The sequence below is a fragment of the Streptomyces sp. NPDC005566 genome (assembly GCF_040605575.1).
Classification (GTDB): domain Bacteria; phylum Actinomycetota; class Actinomycetes; order Streptomycetales; family Streptomycetaceae; genus Streptomyces.
Map to the genome: position 1 here is coordinate 240,875 of NZ_JBEXDB010000005.1, position 24,820 is coordinate 265,694.

Below are 24,820 nucleotides of genomic sequence, written 5' to 3' on the forward strand. Positions count from 1 at the left end.
CACCGCGACCGTTCGCTTTCGAGATCATGCAGTACCCTGTCGGCCCCAGCAGGAGGACCGATGCCACATATATCGACAGGAGTGCAGGTCAGGCCCGGCACGGAGGCCGATCTGGAAGTCCTCACAGACATCTACAACCACTACGTCCGTGAGACGGCGCTCACCTTCGATACAGCTGCGTTCACTCCGGACGAGAGGCTGCCGTGGCTGCGCTCCCACCCTGAAGACGGCCCGTACCGCCTCCTGGTTGCCCAGGAGGCCTCCACGGCTGACGACGCGACCGGGGTCCTGGGTTATGCCACCAGCAGCCCGTACCGCCCCAAGGCGGCGTACAGCACGTCGGTCGAGGTGAGCGTCTACTGCGCACCCGGCGCCACGGGCCGCGGCATCGGCACACTCCTGTACAAGGCTCTGTTCGAGGCCCTGGCCGGCGAGGACATCCACCGCGCCTACGCAGGCATCGCCCAGCCGAACGAACCGTCCGCACGACTGCACGACGCCTTCGGCTTCCGCCACGTCGGCACGTACACCGAGGTGGGCCGCAAGTTCGGCCGCTACTGGGACGTGTCCTGGTACGAGAAGCCGATCCTCAGCCGAACTGCACCGAGCGCTTCGCCAGACCCATCCAGAAGCCCTCGATGACGCTGCGCCCCTGATCGAGCTCTCCCTCGGCCGCACCCAGCGTCACGAACAGCGGCGCGAAGTGCTCGGTACGCGGATGGGCCAGCCGGCCCGCCGGCGACTTGCTCTCGAAGTCCAGCAGCGCGTCGATGTCCTGCGCCTGGAGCGCCCTGTGCCCCCAGTCGTCGAACTCCGCCGACCATCCTGGGATCCCGCCCCCCGGGTGGCGCAGCGCCGCCAGGTTGTGGGTGAAGAAGCCGCTTCCGACGATCAGTACACCCTGGTCGCGCAGCGGAGCTAGCTTGCGCCCGATGTCCATCAGTTTCTGCGGGTCCAGGGTCGGCATGGAGATCTGGAGTACGGGGATGTCCGCGCCCGGGAACATCTCCACCAGCGGTACGTACGCCCCGTGGTCGAGGCCGCGGTCCGCGATGTCCTGGACCGGCGTGCCCGCACCGCGCAGCAGTTTGCGGACGTCGTCCGCGAGCGCCGGGGCCCCTGGGGCTGCGTAGCGCACCCGGTAGTAGTGCTCCGGGAAACCCCAGAAGTCGTAGACGAGTGGCACGGTCTCGGTGGCGCCGAGGGCGAGTGGGGCTTCTTCCCAGTGCGCGGAGACCATCAGGATCGCCTTGGGCCGCGGCAGCCCGGCCGACCAGGCGGCCAGTTCGCCGGGCCAGAGGGGGTCGTCGGCGAGCGGCGGTGCACCGTGCGAGAGGTAGAGGGCGGGCATGCGCTCCGCGGTGTCAGTCATGGCACTCCCATTCCTCGGCCGATCAAGGTATGTGTTGTCTACAGGCACCGGAGGCGGATACCTGCCACAGGCACCGGGGACTCGACGGATCACTTGCTTGAACCTTCAAGTTCCAACTCCGGGAGACCTTAGCTCTATCTAGTTAAACTTTCAAGAAAAGGTCGTAGAGTGACGTACATGACCACGGCATCCACCGGCGGGCCCCGCTGGCTCACCACCGAAGAGCAGGGCGTCTGGCGCTCGTACCTCCACGCCACCACGCTCCTGGAGGATCACCTCGACCGCCAGCTGCAGCGCGATGCCGGCATGCCGCACATCTACTACGGACTGCTCGTCCAGCTCTCCCAGGCTCCCCGGCGCCGGAAGCGGATGACCGAACTGGCCAAGGACGCCAAGATCACCCGCTCGCGGCTCTCGCACGCCGTCGCCCGGCTGGAGAAGAGCGGGTGGGTCCGCCGGGAGGAACACCCCCAGGACAAGCGCGGCCAGAACGCGGTCCTCACCGACGACGGCTACGAGATGCTCGCGCGGTCCGCGCCGGGCCACGTCGACGCCGTGCGCCAGGCGATGTTCGCCCGGCTCACCCCCGAACAGGTACGGAACCTCGGCGAGATCATGCAGGTCATCGCCACCGGGCTGCAGCCGGAGGACACGGACGCGGATCTGCCCTGGCTCCGCTGAGCGGAGCCAGGGCAGATGATCCGGACCGGATATCAGGCGGCTTCGGGCGCCACCCCGTGGCGCCCGTGCCGGCTCAGTGTGCGACGACCGGGATCTTGAACTCGTCCTCGACGCCGTCCGCGCCTTCGGCCGAACCGCTGGTGGAACCGGTGGCTCCGGTGCCCGGGCGCCCGGTGTTGATGAGCGTCAGAGCGATCGCCGAGGCAGCGGCGAGGATGCCGACCGCCCACCAGATCGCGCTGGCGTATCCGCTCACCATGGCCTGGAGTTGCAGCAGCTTCGGGTCGGACGCACCTGCGGCGTGGTCGGCGATGTACGCGGTCGTGGCACCTGCCGCGATCGTGTTGAGCAGCGCCGTACCGATGGCGCCACCGACCTGCTGCGAGGTGTTCACCATCGCGGAGGCCACACCGGCGTCACGCGGTTCGATGCCGTGCGTGGCCAGCGACATGGCCGGCATGAACGCCGTACCCATACCGAGGCCGAGCAGCAGTTGTCCCGGCAGGATGACGCCCGCGTACGAGGAGTCGATCTCCAGCTGGGTCAGCAGCAGCATGCCGATCGCCGCCACCAGGAAGCCCGGGCCCATCAGGAGCCGCGGCGGGACCCGGGTCATGAGCCGGGCGCCGATCTGCGTGGAACCGGCGATCATGCCCGCGATCATCGGCAGGAACGCGAAGCCGGTCTTGACCGGCGAGTAGCCCTTCGCGACCTGCAGGTAGTACGTCAGGAACAGGAAGAGTCCGAACATCGCGATGATGGCGAGACCCAGCGAGAGGTAAACCCCTCCGCGGTTGCGCTCCGTCAGGACGCGCAGCGGCAGCAGCGGGGACTTGACGCGCGACTCCGTGACGACGAAGGCCAGGAGCAGCACGGCGGCGGCGACGAACATGCCGATGGTCAGCGAGTCCGACCAGCCGGCCGACTCCGCGCGGGTGAAGCCGTACACCAGCGAGACGAGGCCCAGCGTGGACAGGACGACACCGGGGATGTCGAGCGGCGAGCGGTTGCGGCCGCCGGCCGGCTCACGGATGACGAAGTAGGCACCTGCGGCGGCGACGATGGCGAAGGGGATGTTGACGAAGAACGTCCAGCGCCAGTTCAGGTACTCGGTCAGGAAGCCGCCCAGGATCAGGCCGACCGCGCCACCGCCGCCGGCGATGGCTCCGTAGATACCGAAGGCCTTGGCGCGCTCCTTGGCGTCGGTGAACATCACCGCGAGGAGCGACAGGGCTGCCGGTGCGAGCAGCGCGCCGAAGGCACCCTGCAGGGCACGGGAGCCGAACATCATCGCCTCGCCCTGCGCGGCACCACCGATCGCGGAGGCCGCGGCGAAACCGAGCAGGCCGACGACGAAGGTGCGCTTGCGCCCCCAGAGGTCGGCGATGCGTCCGCCGAAGAGCAGGAGCCCACCGAACGCGAGCGCGTAGGCGGTGATGACCCACTGCTTGTTGCCCTCGGAGATGCCCAGGTCCGTCTGGGCGGAGGGCAGGGCGATGTTCACGATGGTCGCGTCGAGGACGACCATCAGCTGGGCGAGGGCGATGAAGGCCAGTGCTTTCCAGCGACTGGGATCCGGAAGCAGCGTGTCGGCTGTTTTGGACATGGGAGTAGCCACCTAAGGACGCGCGTGGACGCGAAGAGTCGTCGTGAAGGGTCGTGGGTCGGCGGAACGGGCCTACGGCGCAGGGAAAAGGGCGCACCGTGCCGGCGGTCGGGCCTGCTGGTCAGGCCCCGACCTGCTCCTTGTGTGTTCTGTCGGCCGCTGGGGCCCCGTGAGTCTGATGTGCCGTCGGCGTCAGTGCCTGCGGCGCAGGTCCTCCAAGGTCGCCGCCGATCCGGGCAGTTCGGAGCGGGCCGGGGCTTCCAGACCGTCCAGGAAGAGCTGGAGATGGCGGTGGGTGAACCGGTCGATGTCCGGGCAGGCGATGCCTGGCAGCGGCCGGGTGAGCTGGGAGAGGGCGACGAGTACGTCACCGACGGCGATGTCGGTGCGCAGCCGCCCTGCGGACATGGCGCGCTCCACGAGCCCTTCGACGGCCTCCTCGAGGCCTCGGCGGGCGGCGAGCAGTTCGGGATGGTCCTTGTCGAAGCCGCCCGACAGCATCGGGCACAGGGCGCCGATCCGTTCGTCGGCCGCCGCGTGCACGAAGCGGCTGAGCGCGGCGAACGGATCGGATTCCGCCGCGACAGCCTCCTGTGCACGTTCGGTGGTGCGGGAGGTGACCGCGAGGACGACTTCATGGGTCAGCGCGGCCCGGTCGGGGAAGTTCCGGTAGAGCGTGGCGTTGCCGACCCCGGCCCGGCGTGCGACCTCGTCGAGCGGCACGTCCGGGCCGAACTCGACGAACATCTCGCGCGCGGCCGCGACGATCCGCTCCCGGTTGCGCAGCGCGTCGGCCCGCGGACGGGCCGTACGACGCTGCACGGCGCAGGTGGCGGTTTCGGCGACGGTCTCCACGACGGCGGCCCTTCCCATTTCGGTGTGTGGGCGGCCCCTCGGACTAACCGGGGACCACGTCCCCGTTTCGCCGGGGACACCCATGCAAACGGGGAAAGGATCCCCGGTTATTTCCCGAGCGAATGTGACCTGCGTCACAGGTATCGCAGAGGTGAAAACCCCTCCATCGGCGCACCCAACGAGCGGACCCGCAGGACCCGGCACAGGCTGATCGCCAGAGTGCAGTCAGGGCCGGCCGACTGCCGCGGACCTCCCGAAGGCGCCCTATGCAGCAGCCCCGCCACCGGATACGCAGGTACCGCCGCACCGTCGCCCTCGCCGGAGCAACGGCTCTCGTCATCGCGACCGTGGCGTCGGCGAGCTCCACGCTCCCCGACCCCGACCGCGCCTCCGCAGGACCGGTGTCCGCGCCCAGGGGACCGGGCCTCGCCCCGTGCCGGATCCCTGCCGGCATGGGCGTGCAGATGTCGGAGGGCATGCCGACACCGCCCGGATACGCGCGCTCCACGGGAGAGATCAAGGCTCTCAACCTGATGATCGACTTCCCGGACGCGGAGGCGATGGAACCGGCCGAGGACCGGCTCTCGGAGTTCTTCCCGCAGACGTCCGACTGGTTCCGCACCAGCTCCTACGGGCGCCTCACCTACGTGCCCGAAGCCCCCGTGAAGGACTGGCTGCGCATGCCGCAGCCGTTCTCGGCGTACGGGATAGAGCGGGGCTCACCGTACGAACCCGGCTACCGCAAGCTCGTCAAGGACCTCGTGAGCACAGCGGACCCGAAGGTGGACTTCTCCGCGTACGACCTGGTCAACGTCCTGGTCACCCCGAACGCCGGCCCCTCCGCGCTGGACACCGTCCTGTCGGTCACGTTCTCCGGGAACGACGACGCCCCGCTCGCCGACGGGGTCCCGCTCGCCAACACGTCCTTCGTCTACAGCCGCCAGGACGACGGGTCGGGCTCGTACGCGGAAACCGGCTACCGGGTCCTGCCCCACGAGAACGGCCATGTCTTCGGGCTGCCCGACCTGTACACCATGGAGGGCGGCGGCTCCGTGGGCCACTGGGACATCATGTCCGAGGACTGGGGCGCCAACAACGACCTCCTGGGCTGGCACAAGTGGAAGCTCGGCTGGCTCGACAGCAGCCAGATCAGGTGCGCGGCCATGCCCGGAACCACCGAGCACACCCTCGGCCCGCTCGCCACGACCGGTGGCACCAAGCTGGCCTTCGTGCCGCTGAGCGCCGAATCCGGATACGCGGTGGAAGTCCGCACCCCGGCGGGCAACGACGAAGCGGTCTGCAGGCCCGGTGTACTCATCTACAAGGTGAGCTCCGACGTCGACACCGGCCAGGGGCCGGTGTCCGTCGCGGACAGCACCGAGGACAGCGGCGGCTGCACCCGGCGGCCCAATGTCCACGCCGAACTCTCCGACGCCCCGTTCGAGCCCGGCGAGGTGTTCACCGACCGGCCCAACGGCATACGCATATCCGTCGTCGCGAAGGACGCCGACGAGAACTACGAGGTCCGGATCACCCGGCCCTGAGACCCGCTGCGCTCAGCCTTCGCTCCTGTGCGCATGCTCCCTGACCGTCTCCCGGAGCTCCCTCTTGAGGATCTTCCCGGTCGGATTCCGAGGCAGCGGTTCGTGCGTCACCAGGACATGGGCCGGAACCTTGAACGCGGCCAGACTCCGGGCCACCTGAGCCCGTAGCTCCTCGACGCCGGCCTCGGCGCCGGGCCGCAGCCGGACGACCGCCGCGACCTCCTCGCCCAGCACCGGGTGCGGGACGCCGAGCACCGCCGCGTCCTCGACATCGGGGTGGTCGTGCAACGCCGCCTCGACCTCGACGCAGTACACGTTCTCGCCGCCCCGGATCACCATGTCCTTGATCCGGTCGACCACCGCGACCCGCCCGTCCCGGACCACGGCGAGATCCCCCGTACGGAACCAGCCGCCGCTGAACGCCTCGGCCGTCGCCGCTTCGTCGCGCCAGTAGCCGCGGACCAAGGACTGACCGCGCAGCCAGAGCTCGCCGACCTCGCCCTCCCGCAGCTCCTCCCCCGCGGCACCTGCGATCCGCACCTCGGTGACCGGCGTCGGGGTGCCGACGCTCTCCGGGTGGGCGCGGTACGCGGCTCCGAAGTTGGCCAGCACTCCCCCGCTCGTCTCGGTCAGTCCGTAGCCGTTGCGCGGCTCGATCCGCTCACCGTGCCGGGCGGTGAGCTGCGCGACCAGGTCGGGCGGAGCTGCCGCCCCGCCGGTGTTCAGCATCAGCAGGCTCTCCAGCCCGTCACCCGCATGCTCCGCTCCGGCCAGGAGCTGGAGCGCGGTGGCCGGCACTCCGGCGTAGTGCGTGACCCCGTGCTCACGGATCAGCCGCAGGGCCTCCTCGGGGTCCCACTTGCGCATCAGGACGAGGGTGCCGCCCGCCGCCATCGCCGCGTAGAGGCTGGTGAACGCCGCGACGTGGAAGAACGGGAACGTCATCAGGGTGACCGGAGCCGGCCCCTGCCCGGGGATGATCCCGCGGCCCAGCGCGGAGGCGGCGGCCTGGTAGCGGGGATTGAGCGCGGCACCCGCCTGGGCGAGGTGGGTGGCGACGGCACCCTTGGGCCGCCCCGTGGTGCCTGAGGTGTAGATGATCGTGGCATCGTCCTCCGGGCGGATCTCCACCTCGGGAGGCGCGGCCAGCGGGTCGGGGGCGGGCAGGTCCGCGTACCGCTCGGCCCTGTCGGGCAGCTCTTCCTCCCCGAGTGCCTCGTCGTGGAAGACGACGAAGCGCGCCCCGGCCTGCTCCCCCCAGGCCGCCACCTTCGGCAGCTGCTCCCGGTCGACCAGCAGCACCCGTGGCTCGCAGTCGTCGAGGGCGTAGCCGAACTCGCCTTCGGTCCACCATGCGTTGAGCGGCACGGCGACGAGCCCGGCCAGCTGCGCCGCCCAGAACGCGATCTGCCACTCGGGGTGGTTGCGCATCGCGATCACGGCCCGGTCTCCGGGGCGGAGCCCGTACGTCTCGGAGAGCCGCAGCGCCAGCGAGGACGCGCCGGCGAAGAACTCCGCGTACGAACAGGTCCGTTCACCCGCGATCAGGAACGGCTGGTCGCCGAAGGCCCAGGTGGTCTCCACGAATTCGCGCAGTGTGCGGGGCCCGTTCGCGTAGACGAGAGGGCCGTGCTCGGCGCGGACCACGGCAAAGGGGGCACCGGGTGCGGTCAGCACCGCCTCGGCCCGTGCACGGGCCGGCTGCTCGTGGGTGGGCGCGGGCGAAGGCGAAGGGGTGGGGGTGGGGGTGGGGTCGGTGTGTGGCACGGACGACCTCTCCAAGCACTGTCTCAGCAACCCGGCGACGCTATGCCTGCGTCCCGCCCCCGTCAAGAAACAGCGACCCCCGGCCCCCGCCCTCCTCACCCTTTCGGCCAGGTCAGACCTTGCCCTTGGCCCCCGGGAGCTCCTTCATCGCATCGACGACCGCCCGCTCCGTGATCGCCGTGTGCCCGGTCACCGTGCCGGCCTCGACCCCTTCCATGTCTCGCATCTGCACCGTGCGCTCCCCCAGGTAGCTGAAGGTCTTCGGGTCGAAGATCCACTCGGTGCGGGCGCCGCCCGTCTCATCGGTCCGGGCTATGGCGATCCCGTGCCGTCCCACCGCATCGGTCGTGTCGTCCACCACCACCACGCCAGGAATCTTCGCGGCGGCCCGGTACAGCGCGGACGTCAGCTCCGCCGGCATCACCTGCTCCATCACCAGGTCACCGATCGTGGTGAAGGCCTGCTGGTCGGGGCCGTTGCCCTGTCCCTTCGTCTCCTCGTAGATCTTCCTCAGCAGCTCGTCGGGGTCGGTGGTCAGCGTCTTGAGGTAGTCGTAACTGGGCGAGCCGATGCTCGGCTCCAGGGCCTCCCCCTCGTCGTCGAGAGTTATCCCGCCCCTGGACGTCGTGCCGTTGCCCGGCTCGATCAGCCAGCCCCTGCGGCCGTCCGGCGACAACCAGACCTGGCGGGCATGCAGCTTCTGCACATAGGTCTCGTTCTTCCCGGTGTCCACGTTCTGCGACATCGACAGCCAGGAAACCTGGCTCTTGATGTAGATGAACTGCCCCGGCCCGGGCTCGGGGAGCTTCTCCTTCACAGCCGCCACGGAGATCCGGTCGACCGTGCTGCTCAGCCCTTCCGTCGTGCCCTGCGCGACCTGTACCACCGAAGCGGGAACCGATCCTTCCGGCGGACCGGCGGCATCGACGGCCTCCTGCCCCGTCAGCTGCCCGACTCCGATCGCCCCGGCCAGCACGGCGACCGCTACGGCCGCCCCGATCAGCGCGAGCCGGCGGCCGCCGGTATGGCGCTTCGGCTCGGGAGAGCGCGTCGGCAGAAAGGCCACCGTTTGCGGCTGCGCCTCGGCCGATTTCCGGTCCTGCGCCTGGCGGATCTCGTTCATCAGGTGCTCCTCGAGCGTGGTCAGGCGGTCGTGCGAAAGCACCGGATCGCCTGGCGCCGGCAGCAGCGCCGCCGACTCCACATGGTCGAGCGGCTCCCGGCGCCGCCGCCAAGGGGTGCGATTCATCGGCTTCTCTCCTCGTTCGACCGGACCGCATCTACGCGGTCACCCTGTACTTGTCCGCCCGCCCCGACCGGTTCCCTCTTTCTCCGCAGACGGCGCAACTCCCCGTCCGTGAGCTTGCGCAGCCGGGTTCTCGCCCGCGACAGCCGGGAACGCACCGTGCCCACCGGCACCCCGAGCGCCTCGGCAGCCTCCGCGTAACCGAGTCCGGACCACACGCACAGCGCGAAGACCTCGCGCTCGCTCCTTCGCAACTGCCCCAACGCGGTCTTCGCCGCGGCCAGTTCCTCCGAGTCCGTGATCCGCCCGACCAACTCGTCGGCGAAGTCGGGCAGCACGTCCCGCCGGGGCAGTCCGGCCAGCGCCCTCTCATGCCGCCGGGCCGCACGCCCCGTGTTGCGCAGCACGTTGACCGCGATCCCCATCAGCCAGGGCCGCGGACTGTCACCTTCGTCCCGCAGCTTCCCGCGCAGCCGCCACGCCTCCAGAAAGGTCAGCGACACGATGTCCTCGGCCGCGTCCCAGTCCCCCGTGGTCCGCACCGCATGCCGGTAGACGAGCTGGGCATGGTCGCGGAACAGCTCGCGGAACGCCTCCGGGTCCCCCGCGCGGATGCGGGCATGCATCGAGTAGTTCACCTCCTGACTTGTCCGCCCACGCCCCGCAGTTCCTGTGATGCATGTCACATGTGACACGGTCGGGGCGCCCGGAGTCAGAAGTGTCCCGGACCGGGCGGGGCCAGAAGTGACCTGGCCAGGAAGCAAGCGGGTCAGGGAGCGGCCAGGTCACGAAGCGGACGGGCCAGGAACCGGGCAGGTCAGGAACCGGCCAGGTCAGGAACCGGCCGGGTCAGGGAGCGGGCGGCTCGATGTCCGAGTCGAGTCTCCCCCACGCCCGCACCGCCAGCGTCGTCGGATGTTCCGCCCCCATGGTCGCCGCGGCCCGCTCCAGAGCGTCCTGGTGCAGGGCCGCCGCCTCGTCCGTCGCTCCGGTCGCCCGCAGGTCCAGCGCCAGGTTCGACGCACAGCCGATCGCGTCGTAGTGATCGGCTGTCAGGATGCGGACGAAGGCGGCGTACGCCTCGCGCTCCAGCGCTACCGCCTCAGCCGTCCTGTTATTGGTGACCAGATCGGTGGCGTGGTTCATCATGCTCGTCAGCGTGTACGGATTGGCGGCGCCGAGAACCTCCCGGTACTGCTGGAGGGTTCTGCGTGACATGGCCAGCGCCGCATCGCGCGCCCCGGTCAGGCGCAGGTACACGGCAAGGTTGTTCGCGCAGGCCAGTGCGAACGGATGCCGCTCCCCCAACTGGGTGCGATGCCGGTCAAGGGCGTCCTGCGCGAGTGCCCGTGCCCCCTGCGCGTCCCCCGTCGCCACCAGCGCACAGGCCAGATTGGTGGCCGCCGAGAGGGTGTCCGGATGGTCGGGGCCGAGCACGCTCATGTACGTGTCGTAGATATCGGCGCTGAGCGCCCTAGCCGCCTCGTACTGACCGGTGCGGCGCAGCACCGCCGCGAGGTTGCGGGCCGCGCTCAGTGTCTCCGGGTGCTTGTCGCCGGTCCGCTCCCGGAAGGCCGCCACGGTCTCCTGGAGCAGTTTCAGCGCCTGCTCCGGCGCGCCCGTCTCGCGCAGGTCCCGTGCGTAGTTGCTGGCGGAGGTGAGCGTGTACGGATGGGTGGCGCCGAGCACTTCGCGCCGGGTCTCGTACACGTACCGGTCGAGCTCGCGGGCGCCCTGCCGGTCCCCGGACAGGAAGAGGGAGACCGCGAGGTTGTTCGCGGCGCTGAGCGTGCGCGGGGTCCGCAGGCCGTGCACCCGCTGGCTGACCCGGTAGGTCTCCCGGTCGATGTCCCGCGCCTTCGTGTAGGCACCGGTGCTACGCAGGTCGGCGCCCAGGTTCCCGGCGGCGATCAGGGTGTACTCGTCGTCCTCGCCCAGTGACTCACGGGCCTGCTCCCACACCTCCAGGCCCAGCGCGTGCGCCTCCGCCAGCTTTCCGGCGGACCTCAGCGCATTGGCCTGCTGGCACCGCATGAGGATCACCAGGGAGTCGCCGTCCCCGAAGACGGGAACCCAGAGGCCCAGGGCTCGTTCGGCCGTTTCCAGGGCGGCGCTGTGATCGGAGCGCCGCCACAGGTAGCGGACCGCGTCGACCACCCAGCGGCGCACCCGCGCGGACCTGCTGCTGAAGGCCCGCGACGGGGCCATGTGCGGCAGCAGCGCCGCGTGCCGCCCCCACGAGGCGGGGTCCTCGGCGTACCCGGGATTGGCCTCGGCGAGGATCGCGTGCACGTGGGCGCGCATCTCGGCCCACCGCTCACGCGGCACCTGGGAGCGCAGCACCTCCTGCACCAACCGGTGCACGCTGATGGTCCGGTCGCCCTGATCGGTACGGGCGAGGCCGTAGCGGTTGATGTCGGTGAACAGCCTGCCCATCCGCATCGGATCGTCCAGGCGGTCGTCGTACTGCTCCAGCAGCTCCGCCGTACGGCTGCCGTACAGCGTCCACATCGGAATCGGGTCCGGGCCGAAGAACGCGCAGATCTCCAGGAGCAGCGCGGCTGCGGGCGTCGCCTCCCGCATCGCGGCGAGCGACAGCAGCCAGGTGGCTGCCGCCGAGCGCGGATAGCTCGTGGGCGGCTCCTGCTCCAGCATCTGCGTCAACTGGGTCTCCAGCAGGCGCAGATACGTCTCCACGGGCATGGCGGACTGCTCGAGCCAGGCCGCCGCCTGCCCGACGGCGAGCGGGAGGTCGCCGAGCGCCTCGGCGACCTGGCCGGCCTCGGTGTCCGTCAGGTTCGGGTTCTGCCGCCGCAGCAGTCGCACGGACTCGTCCCGGGTGAAGACATGGACCTCCACCTGGACCGCGAGTGCCACCCACGCCCGGTTGCGCGACGTCACCAGGACGTGGCCGGGGCCTGCCGGGATCAACGGGGCCAGTTCCTCGGGCCGTTCGGCGTTGTCGTAGACCAGGAGCCAGCGCCGGTAGGGCCGCCCCTGGCGTAACGCCTCCAGCACCGCGGCCGCCGTGGTCGCCACGTCGTCACCCACCGGTAGACCCAACTCGACTGCGAGTGCAGCCAGTTCCTGGCGTACGAGGCCGGGCTGACCGGCCGCTATCCACCAGACCGCGTCGTAGTCGGCGGCGAACCTGTGCGCGTACTCGATGGCGACCTGCGTCTTGCCCACTCCGCCGAGCCCGAACACGGCCTGTGGCGGACCGCCCTGGAGCCCGCTCGCCGCGAAGCCGTTGCGCATCTGCTCCAGCGTCCCGGCACGGCCGGTGAAGGAGGGATTGCGCGAAGGCACGTGCCAGACCCGGGGAACGACTCCGGGATAGCGCGGTCCGCTCTCCTCGTCGGCAGCCGTCCTGCCGGGGGTCCGCAGGGTGCCTGCCACGGCGTTGTCCGGCCGGCCCACGGCCGCCAGCAGCGCCTGCTCCGCCTCTTCCTGGTCCCGCTCGACGAAGTCCACGGCCACCAGGCCCGCGAAGGGGGCGGGCAGTGGGGCGTCGTGGACCCGGATGGGGATCAGCATCCGCTGGGAGGCCTCCGGATCCCGGGAGGACACGGATTTCCACAGCTCGTGGGCGTGCGGCAGCCGGACGAAGTCGGGCGACAGGAGCACGACGATCCGGCCGGATCCGGCCAGGGCCAGACGTACGTCGGTCATGGTGTCGGCGCCCGCGTGCTCGGCCGAGCCGCTCAGGGCCACCTGGTAGCCGGTCGCGGTGAGCCGGGCGCCGATCCACTCCGCCCACATGCGGTCCGCAGGCGCGTAACTGAGGAAGATGTCGGAGGGGATGGGCGCCTTGGTCCGCTCGTACGAGGCGAGCAGCGCCCGCCGCATCGTCTCCGGCATCGGGCGCTGCTTCGTGACCCGGCCGTCGGTGATCCGGCCGGTGAGCCGCTCGGACGCGGCCAGCAGGCTGTTGCCCTGGTGGGGCCGGTCACCGACGGGGGCGGGGATCTCCTCGTACGCGAAGAAGGGCCGGTAGGGGATCTCGACGTCGCCCCAGTACAGGTCGCGTTCCTCACGGGTCATGGAGCCGAGGAACGACTGGAACCTGCTGCGGGCCAGGTCGCGGCCTGCCTCCAGCTTGCCCTGCTCGGCGTACTCGACGCGCATGGGGGCGGGCAGGATCCGGACGGGGCGCATCGTGGCCTGGGCCCGCACGGACTCGGCGACGGCTGCGGCACCCTGGATCGACTGGGCGCTCAGGGTGAAGGAGTCGACGACGACGTCGGGCAGCAGGATCGTGCAGATGCCTGCCGTGTCGGACAGTCCCGTACGGCTGTCGATCAGGACGTAGTCGTAGCGTTCGCTCAGCTCGTCGCGCAGTGCCGTGAGGAATTCGGCGCCGCGCAGCTGCGTGTAGAAGTGGTCCCAGTCGAAGGTGGAGACGGCCGCGGAGTATCCGTCGTTCTGGAGACCTGCGGGCAGGAAGTCGAGCCGCCCGTCGTCGGCGAAGTCCATGCGCACCCCGACGATGCACTCATCGACATCGGAGTGGTCGCGGAACCAGCGGTCCCAGTCGACGCGCCCTCCGGGCAGGGGCTCGGGTCCGGGCCCGGAGGCTCGCATGGAGTAGTCGCGGATGAGGTCGATGACGCCCTTGGTGGAGCCGAGCTCGGGGTCGACCAGCAGCGGATGGAAGTAGCGGTGGAGTCCCGGCGCCTCCAGGTCCCAGTCGATGATCAGGACGCGCAGGCCGTTACTGGCGAGGATCCAAGCGGTGTTGACGAGGGCCATGGTGCGGCCGACCCCGCCCTTGAACGAGTAGAACGTCACGACAGTGCCGGGTTCGCCGGTGCCGCTTTCGCCGGTGTCCTGCCCACCGGTCCCGTACCCGCCGGTGCCGGCCGTTCCCTGCCTCGCACCCGACCTTTCACCTGGCACCGCGGCACCGTCGGCCGCGGACCTCGCGCCCGGCACCTGCGCACCACCCTCACCGGACCCCGCACCGGCCACCCCCGAAGCAGCCTTGAACCCCCCGGCGCCCGTGGGAGTTCCCACCACCCGCAGGCCTTCCGCACCTCCGAAGGTGTCTCCGTCGTCCCAGCCGCCCGAAGCGTCCCCGCTCGCCGAACCGTCCCAACCGTCCCTGGTCATCGCCCTGCGCCTCCGTCACCACGAGAGTCGAGCGGCCCGTGCCCGCCGGGCCTGCGAGGCCGGTTCACCGGCCGGTCAGCGGGAGGGCCGGCCTGTGGCGTTCCACCGGCCGGCCCGGGAACCCGCGGCGGAGCGCTGCCCGGCCCGCTGCCGGTTCCGCTACCCGTTCCGCTGCTCGGTCCCCGCAGGATCGGGCGCGCGGACACCGTCCCCTGCTCGCCCGCGCCCGGCGCCACGGGGGCATGACGCTTGCGTATCAGGTTGTTCTGCGCGGAGGACACCATCCGCCCCAGGGCCTGCTTGAAGTCGGTGGCACTGACACGGACCTGGAACTGCCTGTCCTGTGTACCGCGTGACGACTTCCGCTCGAAGACCTCGGTCACCCCACGCCAGAGTTCCCCTCGCTCACCCTCCTCCCGGGGATGGCAGGGAACGAGGACGCCGGTCGCGGGATGCTCCGTCCGGTCGAACTGCTCCAGCTGCTCGCGGTACGGCGACACCGGCGCGCTCCACGCGTCCACCAGCAGGATCGACACCTGGTCGTCGCGCCAGGCCTGATTGAGCTGCCGGGTGAGCCCGGTGCGCACCTCCCGGTAGGCGGTGCCGTACCCCTGTGCCGTCACGAGGCGCTGGGCCACCTGGTAGATGGGGTACTCCTCCTGCGGGTGGTACGGATTCCAGTCGAGCCCCGCACGGCCGTAGTAGGGGGCGCCCCTGCGCTCCTCGGGCAGCGTGTCCGCGGTGCCGGCCGCCACGAAGAACTGAACGGTGCTGCCCGGCCTGGTGGGTGCGGTGCGCGGCGGGAACGACAGGGGTTCCTGTGCCAGCCGGATGCCGTTGGCCACGGGCAGCTTCTCGCGCTCGGCGACGTACAGAACGCGCTGCGCGACGAGCCGTACGGCGTTTCGGTAGTCCTCGCCCGCAGGATCCTTCTGGAGCAGCCGCTGCAGCCCGGCATCGGCGTACCAGGAACCGAATCCGTCGGTGACGTACTGGATGTGCGCGACCTCGGACGGTATGTCGACGGGACGCCACAGCACGGGGATCAGCGCCGACGAGCCCTTCTGTGTCCGCGCGAAGTACTGGTTCGCGCGCCGCATCATCACTCCGGCCTCACGCGAACACCACTCGCTGCGGAAATAGTCGGGCGAGTAGAGCGCCACCATCGAATGACAGATGCCGAGCACGCTTTCCAGGCGCTCGCTCCAGTGCTCACCGATGCGGATCGAACTGTTGTCCCGGAATCCGACCGGCAACCGGACCGCGCTACCGGCCAGTTCCATGATCTGCGCACATAAGTCGTCGTAGAACCGGCGCACATAAGCGTCCTGGTCATCGGTCCTGGCATAGCTCAGAAAGAAGTACGGCCCCACCGCGCCCCCACGACTCGATCTGCTGAACGCAGGCCCACAGTGCCCCGGCACCAACTGAATACCCTCGGAAACGGCCAGTTATTGCCCGCGGCCACTCGGACTGTGCCCACGGTCACGTTATGGCCAGAACTCGACGGTACACAGTGCCGTTACGGAGCCGGCAGGACGCCGTTCAGTCGATATCTCTGTCCCAGTCGCCGATGGTACGGCCCAGCTCTTCGATGAACTGCTCTCCTTCGTCGGTGAGTTCACCGCTGCCCAGAAGAGTCCGCGCGGCTTCGGCGGTCCGCTCGCGCCAGTGGCTGTACTGCCCTTCGGCGAAATTCCGGGTCAGCGGCCCGGTCCAGCGCCCCCTGCCCCGTTCCACCCGCCAGAAGTCCGAGACCCCGAGATGCGCGTACGTTCCCTGAAGCAGAGCCCCCGCAGGGCGCGGATCCGTGCGCCACGGCGCGTGATAGCGCGCCCCCGAGTCCGGCCCGTGCAGCGGTACGAGATCGAGCAGCGCCCCCAGCTGGATGTGCAGGAACTCATGGACCAGCGCCAGGGCGAGCCTCTCGGCGTCGACGGGCAGGGACACGCCCACCGCGCCGTATCCGCGTCGCACCACCGAGGACACCGCCGTGCCGTCGGGCTTCGGCAGGAGCGGCACCAGGGTGGACACCCCGGCGCCGACGGCCTCGGCGTACCAGGGATGTCGCTCGACGAGCAACTGCCAGGCATCGGACAGCAGTTCCTCCCAGCGGCGCACCGTCGCGCCGTCGAGGGGCCCCGGCACCGGGTCACCGTGCGCCTCCCGGTACGGGCCGCGATCGTCGATCCGCACAGTGAGACAGCGCCCCCTCGACTCCACCTGGAGGACCGGGCCGCCCGGATCCAGCAGCCGGGCCAGCCCGACCGGCGCGGGGTCCGCCTCGCTGCCGCCGGTCTCCGCGTACAGCGCGCGCAGAGCACCGGCCGCCCACAGGTCCAGGTAAGGATGGAGGAGCACCGACTCCCACCGCTCCGTGGACTCCTGGCGCAACTCCTCGATCCGGTCGTACGTCTCCGCCAGCCGCATCTGCCGCACCACACGCGGCGCACGCTCTTCCGCGACCCGGCGCACCGCACTCAGCAGCAGCCTGCGTTTGCTCAGCTGCCCGGCCCGCAGGACGGCCACGGCAGATGCGCCTCCCCGCCCCCGGGCCAGCGCCAGGAAGGTCTCGCGCGAAATCAGGTGCCGGGCAGGCGCGGCCACTTGCCCCTTCACCGGGCCGCCGAACCGGCCGGCCGGCGCTCCTTCAGCCCGGCCAGATCACGCTCCAGCCTGCGCCGGATGTGCCCGATCAAGGCGGCCATGTCCGCGCAGTAGACCGTGGGATGCGCGAACGGATCACCGGACCCATGGCTGTACCGGTGGGCGTACAGCCCTCCGCCGCAGACCGCCACCAGCGGGCAGGAGGAACAGACGGGCGGCAGCTCCGGGCCGTGGAAGGCCGGATGCGCCTCGGCCACTGCGAACGGATCACGGAACACGTCCAGCGGAGTGGCGGCCGCCCCGTCGTAGGACACCTTCAGGCTGTCGGCCAGCTCCAGCGAGCCGTCCGTCTCCACGACGACGAGATCCAGCGGGCCGTTGCCCACCATCTCGCTGCTCGCCCGGCCGCCCAGCAGCAACATGATCAACTCCTCGAAGAGCCGGATTCCGGTCTCCCGCCGGGGCGCCCCGTACCAGCGATCGAAGACGGCACAGAGCCAGTCGGCGTACGGGGTCTCCGCCGGACCGTCCCGCACCCCGTCCCGCACCCCGTCCCGCGCTCCGGCTCCCGAGCCGTCCCTCGGGCCATCTCTCGGGCCATCTCTCGGGCCATCTCTCGGGCCGGGCGGCCTGCCCGGTGGAACGCGCCGTGCAGCAAGGCCCGGCGGAGGAACGTCCCATGTGCCGTGCGGGAGCAGGAGATCCATCCGCGGCGGCGAGAACTCGAGCAGCGCCTCGTAGGTCTCCACGGGGTCGGCGTCGAGATCGATGGTGCACAGCACCCCGCTGAAGAGCTCCCGGTTCGCCGGGTCGCCGAGGATGCGCAGCGCCCGGGCCACAGCCCCGTGACTGCCTCGCCCGTCGGCGAACTTCCTGTACCGGTCATGGCCCGCGGCCGTCCCGTCGAGGCTGACCCCGACGCGCACTCCGTACCGGCGCAGCACCCGCATCAGCTCCGGGTCCTGGCCCAGCAGCACCCCGTTGGTCTGCATCCCCCAGGCGACCTCGCCGGTGCCTTCCAGCGCCTCGCGCAGAATCTCCAGCGTCCCGTCGAGATGCCGGTGCCCGACGAGCAGGGGCTCACCACCGTGCAGAATCACCGAGATCGGTCCACCGGCCCGCTCCGCACCTGTTCCGCCCCTCGGAGCCCTCCGGTAGTCGGCGATCCGGGCGGCCACCTGCCGCACCGTGGGGTGTTCCATCCGCCGCGTCTTCGTCCGCCAGCTCTGATCAGCGGCCTCGTACACGTAGCAATACGTGCATGCCAAGTTGCAGCGCGTATGCAACTTGAGAAGGAACTGGCGGAACGTCATGACCGCTCGCGGGTCCGCTCCCGTTCCCCGGCCGCAGGGTCGAGCGCCGAAGTGAACGCGGACACCGGCTCGCTGGAGGGGGTGAGCACTTCTTCCCTGAGCCGCGACACCATGTCGGCGAATACGGTGTCCGGCAGCTCGGCCAGCTCCGCGTCACTCAGCCCGCTGACATCTGCCAGGACCGAGACCAGCGGGGCGGAATTGATTGACTTCATGCTCCCCTGCCATCGCTTTTCGCGCGAGCATATAACAGAGCGTCAGTGATCGTTTACCTGTGCCGGCCCGCCCGCGCCCCTGTCCCCGTACACCCACCACGGACGGCCCAACACCCCTCGCCCCACACCTCGCTGACGGGCCTCGGCCCGGTCCGCACACCCATTCAGCAGCCTCTCGGAACCGGCCTCGCTCCCGGCGCGGCGGACAACCCGAGCGGCGGACCCAAGGGTTCTTTTATGGTTATTTCTTTCGATCCGGTCAAATCATTCAACAGAGGAAGCGACCAAATGGCTTTACGCCCCACGCATTACCGGAAATAGACGGACCCGACTTTCCTGCCGCACATCCCGCCACCTCTCGACCCACCCCGCAGCCGCCGGCACGACACACCGAAGCGGTCAGCTGCCCAGACGCTCCCGACCGCTGCCCCCGCAGGAGGAGCAGTCCATCGCGAGACCACACTCCACACACCTGCTGCCGTCCACGAAGCCCAAGCCCTCGCATTCGCCGCATGTGCCCCAACCGTCACACAGGCGGCACAGCCGGTATCCGGGCGCCGACGTCTGCGGCCCGGCCGCGCGAGGGGGACGTATCCAGCGGTCGTGGAACCACACGACGGGCGCCTTTCCCCAGATGACCGGATCACCGGACGGCCGGCTGAAGAGACCCACCTCGAACCCGTCACGCCGCGCTTTCAGCGAGGGCCCGCCAGGACCCTCGCCGGTCTCGAAGGAGCACCAGCCTGCCGCGGCCATGGCGTCGGAGGCAGCCGCAGCGGTACAGGAAGCGCCGACCGGAGTCATCGTCACCGTGAACTGGCTGCCCATCGCCCCGCGCGTGGTGCGCCGCTCCTGAATCCGCTCCTCGACCGCCGGCTCCACCCCGGGCGCGACAGCGGCCGCGAGGGCCCTCAGTTCGCTCCGCAGCCGGTTCGCCGAACGCTCGAACTCCTCGGCCGCGCCCTCGATCTCCTCACTCAAGGCCACCTCCGCCTCACTTTCGATGCTCGTACGTCCCGCCGAATGCGCCTGCCCGCACTCACGCATGAGGACATCAGCGCGTTCCCGATCGGTCACTGCCGTGAAGGCTTCCGGGGATGCCGGCTCCCCACCCCAGTCCCCCATCCACCCCGGATCTCGGCCCGTTCCGCGTCGCTCACGCAGGCGCTCCCGCCCTCGTTCCCCGCCGACCTGAAGATCACCCGCCAGGATCCGCGTCCGGTCACCACTCCCCAAGATCGCGTGAGCGATGGCTCCTCGGAACAGTCGAGCCGCCCCGGCCAAGCCGCTCGCCACCTGCGGCGGCATCGCGCCAATCCGGAGGAAACGGCAGGCCAGACCCCTGCCGCCCACCTCCGACGCCGCTAACTCCATACAGAAGCCCTCTGCGGACGCGGATCCGCTAGGCTGTCCCTGGTCGGTCGTCGGTACGTCCCACCTGTCTGCACGAGCAAGATCGCACAAGACAGTTCGCCACGCCTGACCAGCGGGCCTGCAAGCCTTGGCGAAGATCCATCTACTGGATTTTCGGCAAGACATCCTGCCGGTCCCGCGCCTTCGTAGCTCAGGGGATAGAGCACCGCTCTCCTAAAGCGGGTGTCGCAGGTTCGAATCCTGCCGGGGGCACCAGGGAAAAGGCCCGGACCGATCAAGGTCCGGGCCTTTTTGACGGCACCATTTGACGGCAGTCGCGCCTCAGGCACCCGGCAGACGGCGCTTGAGCAGGCGGTCCATGTGGCTGATCGCCTCCCGCTGAGTGTCGTGAACGACGTGGGTGTACACGTCCATCGTGATGCTGATCTGGCTGTGACCGAGGATCTCCATGATGACCCTCGGCGCGACGCCGGCCGCCGTCAGCAGCGTGGCGCAGCCGTGGCGGGCATCGTGAAGCCGGACCACCCGCAGACCGGCACCGGCAGCAACCCGCGTGAACGAGCGGTAGACGTTCCGCGGCTCCACCGGCCGGCCGTTCCGCGTGGCGAAGATGTAGCCGCCCTCGGACCATGTGACGCCCGTATCGGCGAACGTCTCCCGCTGCTTCAGCCGGTGCCAGCGCAGCGGTGCGACGCACAGGGCGGGCATCGGCACGACCCTGCGGCGCCTGCTCTTGGGGTCGTCGTCGTAGAGCGTGCCCCGACGGCGCTGGGTCTGGTGGCGGACGTGCAGCACCCGGTTGTCCAGGTCCACGTCCGTCCAGCGCAGGCCCACCAGTTCACCGCGCCGCAGTCCCATGCAGATGGCCAGCATGAACGCGGCATACAGCGGGTCGCGGCGCGCGGCCTCCAGGAAGGACAGGGTCTCCTTCAGTGACCACGGGCTGATCTCCCGCTGCTTCACGCGGGGCGGCTCCACCAGGGAGGCGACGTTGCGCGTGATCAGTTCCTCGCGGACCGCCGCCGTGAGCGCCGTACGCAGCACCCGATGGGCTTCCTTCGCCGTGGCCGCTGTCTGGGCGGCCTGCACCCGGGCGATGAACCGGCGCACGTCGGCGACGCTGAGCGTCTCCAGCCGCTTGGTGCCGAGCATGGGGATCAGATATAGGCGGACGTGCGCTTCGTACTTGTCCAGAGTGCTGAGCTTGCGACGCGACTGGACGTAGTGCTCCAGCCAGTAGGGCAGCCACTCGGAGAGCTTGGCCGACCTGGTGGGGGTCGGGATGCCCTGCCGGTCGCGCAGAACCAACTCCTGCCGCTTGGTGTCGCATTCCTCCCAGGTGGCCCCGTACACGGTCTTGCGCTTGCGGGTGCCGTCGGACTGAGGGACGTAGACGCGGGCTTCATACCGCCCGTCCTTGCGCCGCCAGATGCTGCCGGCGCCGTTGGGGTTCCTCTTCTTCGGGGCCATCAGGCGGCTTCCTCCAGCTTGGCTTCCATGAAGGTGCGTAGAGATTCGGCAGGGATACGGCGGGCTCGGCCGATGGTGATGCTCTTGAGTTCGCGCGAGCGGATGAGGTCGTAGACCTTGAAGCGACTGAGACGCAGGGCCTCCATGACTTCGGGAACGGTGAGTGCTCTGTGGGTGGTGGGCAGCACTGAACTCACTACGGCCTCCAAGAGGACGGCAAATGCCGGGGCCTTCTTCGCTCTGGGGGATCCGCAACATCCGCCACGCCGCAACATTGCAGGTCAGCGGCCTGAATCTGTGGCGGATGCTGTTTCTGTTGCGGATAGGTGCCGCCGCACGTGGGCGCGGCGGCACCTATCGGGTGGGTGGTGTCAGACCACGCTGCGGAGGGTGGGTGTGGCGGATTCCGCAAACATGTGGCGGGTCCCGGAAGGGCCTTCCGCCACAGATTCACCCTCGTTGACCTGCGGTGTTGCGGATGTTGCGGATGTTGCGGATTCCTGGGGGTTGGGGCGGCAGTAGCGGTTCCACGCGTCGGTGAGGTCTTCGGCGTAGTAGCCCTTGGGGGTGGTGCTGCCCACCCGGATGCCCTTGGGCTTGATCGGGGTGTTGTCGGGCCGCACGTACTGGCTCAGGAGCTTGGACAGCCGTCGGGCGGTGAGCGGCTTGATGGCCTGCCCGTCCTCACTCAGGTCATCCCAGGGAGCGTCGTCGAGGGAGAGAAGGACTTCGAGGATGGCCGCGGTGGGCATCTTGTCGACGCCGCAGAACACCTTGTCGCGCAAGTCGGTCAACAGCCGCACACCGAGGGAAGCTTCGTCGTTGCTGGCCGCAGACTTGATGAGCTCGATGCACGCCACTCGGGCCCGGCCCGGCCAGTGCCCTCCGGCAGCGTCGGCGACCGCGAGCAACGGTTCCCACACGTCCGCCGGCCGGTCCGTGACGCCCTCGGGCATCTCGGGCCACGCGTCGGAAACCTGGTCGTGCAGCGTGGCAGTCCAGTCTGCGAGCCGGTCCCGGAGGAGGTGGCCTTGCTTCTCGTGGACGCGGCGCCGGTAGGGCTCGCACTTCTCGTTTGGGGCCTTCTTGCGCATGCGGATGATGACCGACCTGGTCAGGATCGTGTCGGGCAGGGAGCCGAGTCCGGCCATGGCGACCGCGCAGAACGAGGGGAAGAAGGCTGCTTTCTGCTCGGATCCGTCTCCGACGCAGCGCAGGGACTTGGCCCCGCGCCGATAGCCGGAGTTGAGGAAGCCGCGGACTTCCTCGTTCCCGCCCGCCTTGGGCCCGAAAACGGTGTCGATCTCGTCGAAGAGAAGGGTGGGTGTTCCCTCGTCTGCGGAGACAAGCCGGAACAGAGCGTTCGCGGAGGCATTGACGGTGGTCGCCGCGCGGGGGGTGAGGGTTTCGATGATCTCCAGGGCTCGTGACTTCCCGGAGCCGGGTTCAGGGCTGAGGAAGGCGATGCGGGCGGTGCCGTCGAGAGCGTCCATCAGGTGGGCGTGCGCGTCCCACAGGGCTACGGCGACGTAGGCGTGTTCGGTGGGGAACACGTTGAACCGACGGTGGAAGGCTTCCACCTCGTCGAGGAGGGCAGCACCGTCGATGGGCGGGGTGAGCGTCGCGGTCATGCGGCGGTCCTCCTGGTCTGGGTAGTGGTGTGGGGGCAGTGACCGACGGTTGCGCGGGTGTTCAGCTCGATGACGGCGCGCCGTCCCTGGGCGCGTTCGTGGTGGCCGCAGGTGCACAGCCAGTCGGCGACGGGGATCTCGTTGCGGTCGAGCCCACGCAGGCTCAGACCGGGCTGGATGCCGGTCACGGTGACCATGCGCAGGTCAGTGAGAACAGCAACGGGGACGCCTTCGGCGACGGCCCTCGGCGCACCACTGCCGGATGCACCCAGGGCCGGTTCGGCGATGCCGGGACCGGTAGGGGTGGAGGGCGGGCATTTCAGAGGAGGGGTCGACCGAGGGCTCATGTTGTCTCCCGGGGCCGGCAGGTGCGCTGGGACCAGTTCAGGACGCTGCGCAGGGTGGCGCGGCACTGGGATGCCGGGAGTCCGGCCGCCTCACCTGCCCTCTGAAATGCCTCTTCTACTTGGTGGCGTGTGAGGTCGCCCCATCCGACGAAGCGGGCCACCTTGCGGGCGCTCTTGAAGAGTTGGGCTTCACGGTTGCCCTCGGCGGTGCCTGCCACGAGGGCGGTTTCCCGTTCCAGCGCGGTCTCCGCCGCTCGGCTGCCCCTCTTCGGCTGGGACAGCCGGAGGGGCTCTGTGGGGCGCTCTACGGGCTTGAGAGCGTCCAGCAGCCATCCGGGCAGCGGTGCGACAGGGGCGGAGTCGAGCACCTCGTACGCCCCCCCGTTGACGGTGCTCCCGGGGGCGACGACATAGCCACCCCAGGCCCGGGTGTCGATCGGTGGAGCGAGGAACCCGGCGGTGTTGCCGAGCCGGATTCCGACCGGGGCGGTGAAGTACCGGTGTTCTCCACCGCTCGCGGTCCGCACCCGGTAGGTGGTCGGGACGGTCTGGCCGGCGCGCTCGCAGAGCGCCTTGAAGGTCGTCACGCCGCAAGGCGTGTCCGCACTGCTGTTGGGTTTGGGCATGTCCAGATCGACGACGATCAGCCCGGACGGGCCGGTCGCGATACCGATGTTGAACCGGCCCGCAGCCCATGCCCGGTGGATGCGGTCGGGGTCGGTGGTGGCGCGCTGCTCCCACTTGCGGTGGCCAACAGCGCAGTCCCCGGTGCGGGGGCAGGATGCCTCTCCGTGCAGGGCCGGCGGCTTGCCGCCGGGACGTAGAGGGAACACCGCCCAGTCACGCTCGGCCGCGTCCAAGGCTGCGGTCAGAAGGTGTGTGCTCATGCCGCCACCTCCATGGTGCGAGCCAGGAACGCGGTTCCGATCCACTGGGTGAAAGCGGGTGGAATGGCCTCGGTCAGTTCCTCGCGAATGTCGGTCCAGGTAATGCCCATGGCCTGCTGCATCTCCGGGACCGTCGCCTTGCCCCCACCCTTGCCGTACGGAGCGACGTAGGGCCCTTCGCGGTAGATGCCGTGCCGGTGGCCGCGCACGTAGCCGCGGTGCTTCGGGTGCGCCGGCTGCGAAGTGCTCCAGTGGCCCAGTTCGAAGTTGCGGTGGCGCAGTACTCCGAGGTGGAACATCTCCCCGCACAACCACAGGTCTTTGCGGATCTCGGCCCGGCCGTTGGGCTGCTCGATCACGTACGGGAGACCGGATGCGTCCAGGAGTTCGCGGGTGGGTGCTACGAGGTCCTCGTGGGTGCCGCCCCACCCCTGTGACGCGTTAGTGCCCACAGTCAGTGCGCACTTGCCCTGGCAAGGAGGGGAGGTGTGCACCGCCGTGAACTGCCGAATCTCGCCGGACGCGATCAGGGCGGCGAGGTATTCGAGGGCGTCGGCCCGGTGGAAGGTGAAGGGGTAGTTCGGGCGGTCGGCGATGTCCACGCCGGTCACCTCGAACCCTGCTCGGTGGTAGCCCATGGCTGCGCCGCCGGCGCAGCAGAAGAGATCCAGTAAGCGGGGCCGGTGGCCCGGGTCTCGCCGGATCGGGACAGGTTGAGTCATGCTGGATGTCTCCAGTTCTCATGAGTGAGGTGCTGGAAGAGGGCGGCCCCGTTTTCATTGGCGTGAGTTCG

At 69.8% G+C, this 24,820-nt stretch carries 21 protein-coding genes and 1 tRNA gene; 4 read left to right on the forward strand and 18 right to left on the reverse strand.

All coding sequences use genetic code 11. The features are described from left to right. The first annotated feature begins 60 nt into the window (after window positions 1-60). Window positions 61-642: an N-acetyltransferase family protein gene (locus tag ABZS61_RS10240; protein ID WP_356417714.1), complete on the forward strand. Its 582-nt coding sequence runs from the start codon at window positions 61-63 to the stop codon at window positions 640-642. On the opposite strand, the gene ABZS61_RS10245 is transcribed toward ABZS61_RS10240, so the two are convergent. Further along, window positions 590-1,372 (reverse strand): class III extradiol ring-cleavage dioxygenase, encoded by a 783-nt coding sequence (locus tag ABZS61_RS10245; protein ID WP_356417715.1) that lies wholly within the window; start codon window positions 1,370-1,372, stop codon window positions 590-592. The two genes, ABZS61_RS10240 and ABZS61_RS10245, sit on opposite strands and share 53 nt — an antisense overlap. A gap of 168 nt (window positions 1,373-1,540) precedes the next feature. On the opposite strand from ABZS61_RS10245, the gene ABZS61_RS10250 reads away from it, so the two are divergent. After that, entirely contained in the window at window positions 1,541-2,053 is a 513-nt protein-coding gene (locus ABZS61_RS10250) for a MarR family transcriptional regulator (RefSeq protein ID WP_356417716.1), read from the forward strand. A 73-nt stretch (window positions 2,054-2,126) separates the two neighbouring features. Here the strand turns inward: ABZS61_RS10250 and ABZS61_RS10255 are convergent, their stop codons facing one another. Both ABZS61_RS10255 and ABZS61_RS10260 read right to left on the reverse strand, forming a co-directional pair. Next, entirely contained in the window at window positions 2,127-3,659 is a 1,533-nt protein-coding gene (locus ABZS61_RS10255) for an MFS transporter (protein WP_356417717.1), read from the reverse strand. Between the two features lie 192 nt (window positions 3,660-3,851). After that, window positions 3,852-4,514 carry a TetR/AcrR family transcriptional regulator gene (locus ABZS61_RS10260; RefSeq protein ID WP_356417718.1) on the reverse strand — a complete coding sequence of 221 codons (663 nt, stop codon included), beginning with the start codon at window positions 4,512-4,514 and terminating at the stop codon, window positions 3,852-3,854. Between the two features lie 266 nt (window positions 4,515-4,780). Here ABZS61_RS10260 and ABZS61_RS10265 point away from each other — a divergent pair, with 266 nt between their 5' ends. After that, entirely contained in the window at window positions 4,781-6,058 is a 1,278-nt protein-coding gene (locus ABZS61_RS10265) for a M6 family metalloprotease domain-containing protein (RefSeq protein WP_356417719.1), read from the forward strand. A 12-nt stretch (window positions 6,059-6,070) separates the two neighbouring features. Here the strand turns inward: ABZS61_RS10265 and ABZS61_RS10270 are convergent, their stop codons facing one another. From ABZS61_RS10270 to ABZS61_RS10310, 9 genes are all read right to left on the reverse strand, one after another. Continuing rightward, on the reverse strand, window positions 6,071-7,735 hold the full coding sequence (locus tag ABZS61_RS10270; protein ID WP_356417845.1) for a class I adenylate-forming enzyme family protein: 1,665 nt from the start codon (window positions 7,733-7,735) through the stop codon (window positions 6,071-6,073). Window positions 7,736-7,937: 202 nt separating this feature from the next. Further along, a complete protein-coding gene (locus ABZS61_RS10275; protein ID WP_356417720.1) occupies window positions 7,938-9,074 on the reverse strand; it encodes a CU044_5270 family protein in 1,137 nt (378 codons plus the stop codon). Continuing rightward, window positions 9,071-9,697 (reverse strand): RNA polymerase sigma factor, encoded by a 627-nt coding sequence (locus ABZS61_RS10280; protein ID WP_356417721.1) that lies wholly within the window; start codon window positions 9,695-9,697, stop codon window positions 9,071-9,073. Before ABZS61_RS10280 ends, ABZS61_RS10275 begins: the two co-directional genes overlap by 4 nt. A gap of 223 nt (window positions 9,698-9,920) precedes the next feature. Next, window positions 9,921-14,183 carry an FxSxx-COOH system tetratricopeptide repeat protein gene (fxsT, locus tag ABZS61_RS10285; RefSeq protein WP_356417722.1) on the reverse strand — a complete coding sequence of 1,421 codons (4,263 nt, stop codon included), beginning with the start codon at window positions 14,181-14,183 and terminating at the stop codon, window positions 9,921-9,923. After that, window positions 14,180-15,607: a TIR-like protein FxsC gene (locus ABZS61_RS10290; RefSeq protein ID WP_356417723.1), complete on the reverse strand. Its 1,428-nt coding sequence runs from the start codon at window positions 15,605-15,607 to the stop codon at window positions 14,180-14,182. The genes fxsT and ABZS61_RS10290 overlap by 4 nt, the downstream gene beginning before the upstream one ends. A gap of 121 nt (window positions 15,608-15,728) precedes the next feature. Beyond that, a complete protein-coding gene (locus ABZS61_RS10295) occupies window positions 15,729-16,790 on the reverse strand; it encodes an HEXXH motif-containing putative peptide modification protein (RefSeq protein WP_356417724.1) in 1,062 nt (353 codons plus the stop codon). A gap of 8 nt (window positions 16,791-16,798) precedes the next feature. After that, window positions 16,799-18,103 carry a radical SAM protein gene (locus ABZS61_RS10300; RefSeq protein ID WP_356417725.1) on the reverse strand — a complete coding sequence of 435 codons (1,305 nt, stop codon included), beginning with the start codon at window positions 18,101-18,103 and terminating at the stop codon, window positions 16,799-16,801. After that, the gene (gene fxsA / locus ABZS61_RS10305) at window positions 18,100-18,318 is read right to left on the reverse strand and encodes an FxSxx-COOH cyclophane-containing RiPP peptide (protein ID WP_329210061.1); all 219 of its coding nucleotides are present in this window, start codon (window positions 18,316-18,318) and stop codon (window positions 18,100-18,102) included. The genes ABZS61_RS10300 and fxsA overlap by 4 nt, the downstream gene beginning before the upstream one ends. Before the next feature lie 399 nt (window positions 18,319-18,717). Further along, window positions 18,718-19,299, reverse strand: coding sequence for a hypothetical protein (locus ABZS61_RS10310; RefSeq protein WP_356417726.1), 582 nt, complete (start codon window positions 19,297-19,299; stop codon window positions 18,718-18,720). A 572-nt stretch (window positions 19,300-19,871) separates the two neighbouring features. Between ABZS61_RS10310 and ABZS61_RS10315 the strand changes: the two genes are divergently transcribed. Beyond that, window positions 19,872-19,947, forward strand: a tRNA-Arg gene (locus ABZS61_RS10315). 66 nt (window positions 19,948-20,013) lie between these two features. Here the strand turns inward: ABZS61_RS10315 and ABZS61_RS10320 are convergent. The 6 genes from ABZS61_RS10320 to ABZS61_RS10345 form a co-directional block, all read right to left on the reverse strand. Then, the gene (locus ABZS61_RS10320) at window positions 20,014-21,162 is read right to left on the reverse strand and encodes a tyrosine-type recombinase/integrase (RefSeq protein WP_356417727.1); all 1,149 of its coding nucleotides are present in this window, start codon (window positions 21,160-21,162) and stop codon (window positions 20,014-20,016) included. After that, a complete protein-coding gene (locus ABZS61_RS10325) occupies window positions 21,162-21,359 on the reverse strand; it encodes a helix-turn-helix domain-containing protein (RefSeq protein WP_356417728.1) in 198 nt (65 codons plus the stop codon). The genes ABZS61_RS10320 and ABZS61_RS10325 overlap by 1 nt, the downstream gene beginning before the upstream one ends. A gap of 174 nt (window positions 21,360-21,533) precedes the next feature. Continuing rightward, on the reverse strand, window positions 21,534-22,793 hold the full coding sequence (locus tag ABZS61_RS10330) for a DUF3631 domain-containing protein (protein ID WP_356417729.1): 1,260 nt from the start codon (window positions 22,791-22,793) through the stop codon (window positions 21,534-21,536). Next, window positions 22,790-23,140 (reverse strand): hypothetical protein, encoded by a 351-nt coding sequence (locus ABZS61_RS10335; RefSeq protein ID WP_356417730.1) that lies wholly within the window; start codon window positions 23,138-23,140, stop codon window positions 22,790-22,792. Before ABZS61_RS10335 ends, ABZS61_RS10330 begins: the two co-directional genes overlap by 4 nt. Beyond that, window positions 23,137-24,027 carry a bifunctional DNA primase/polymerase gene (locus ABZS61_RS10340; protein ID WP_356417731.1) on the reverse strand — a complete coding sequence of 297 codons (891 nt, stop codon included), beginning with the start codon at window positions 24,025-24,027 and terminating at the stop codon, window positions 23,137-23,139. The genes ABZS61_RS10335 and ABZS61_RS10340 overlap by 4 nt, the downstream gene beginning before the upstream one ends. Further along, the gene (locus ABZS61_RS10345) at window positions 24,024-24,749 is read right to left on the reverse strand and encodes a DNA methylase (RefSeq protein WP_356417732.1); all 726 of its coding nucleotides are present in this window, start codon (window positions 24,747-24,749) and stop codon (window positions 24,024-24,026) included. The genes ABZS61_RS10340 and ABZS61_RS10345 overlap by 4 nt, the downstream gene beginning before the upstream one ends. Window positions 24,750-24,820: the final 71 nt, after the last annotated feature.

What these genes read in the sequence shown, in the direction of transcription:
- ABZS61_RS10240 (WP_356417714.1), top strand. Translation starts at nt 61, where the DNA reads ATGCCACATATATCGACAGGAGTGCAGGTCAGGCCCGGCACGGAGGCC.
- ABZS61_RS10245 (WP_356417715.1), bottom strand. Translation starts at nt 1,372, where the DNA reads ATGACTGACACCGCGGAGCGCATGCCCGCCCTCTACCTCTCGCACGGT.
- ABZS61_RS10255 (WP_356417717.1), bottom strand. Translation starts at nt 3,659, where the DNA reads ATGTCCAAAACAGCCGACACGCTGCTTCCGGATCCCAGTCGCTGGAAA.
- ABZS61_RS10265 (WP_356417719.1), top strand. Translation starts at nt 4,781, where the DNA reads ATGCAGCAGCCCCGCCACCGGATACGCAGGTACCGCCGCACCGTCGCC.
- ABZS61_RS10275 (WP_356417720.1), bottom strand. Translation starts at nt 9,074, where the DNA reads ATGAATCGCACCCCTTGGCGGCGGCGCCGGGAGCCGCTCGACCATGTG.
- ABZS61_RS10280 (WP_356417721.1), bottom strand. Translation starts at nt 9,697, where the DNA reads ATGCATGCCCGCATCCGCGCGGGGGACCCGGAGGCGTTCCGCGAGCTG.
- fxsT (WP_356417722.1), bottom strand. Translation starts at nt 14,183, where the DNA reads ATGACCAGGGACGGTTGGGACGGTTCGGCGAGCGGGGACGCTTCGGGC.
- ABZS61_RS10300 (WP_356417725.1), bottom strand. Translation starts at nt 18,103, where the DNA reads ATGACGTTCCGCCAGTTCCTTCTCAAGTTGCATACGCGCTGCAACTTG.
- fxsA (WP_329210061.1), bottom strand. Translation starts at nt 18,318, where the DNA reads ATGAAGTCAATCAATTCCGCCCCGCTGGTCTCGGTCCTGGCAGATGTC.
- ABZS61_RS10320 (WP_356417727.1), bottom strand. Translation starts at nt 21,162, where the DNA reads ATGGCCCCGAAGAAGAGGAACCCCAACGGCGCCGGCAGCATCTGGCGG.
- ABZS61_RS10330 (WP_356417729.1), bottom strand. Translation starts at nt 22,793, where the DNA reads ATGACCGCGACGCTCACCCCGCCCATCGACGGTGCTGCCCTCCTCGAC.
- ABZS61_RS10335 (WP_356417730.1), bottom strand. Translation starts at nt 23,140, where the DNA reads ATGAGCCCTCGGTCGACCCCTCCTCTGAAATGCCCGCCCTCCACCCCT.
- ABZS61_RS10340 (WP_356417731.1), bottom strand. Translation starts at nt 24,027, where the DNA reads ATGAGCACACACCTTCTGACCGCAGCCTTGGACGCGGCCGAGCGTGAC.
- ABZS61_RS10345 (WP_356417732.1), bottom strand. Translation starts at nt 24,749, where the DNA reads ATGACTCAACCTGTCCCGATCCGGCGAGACCCGGGCCACCGGCCCCGC.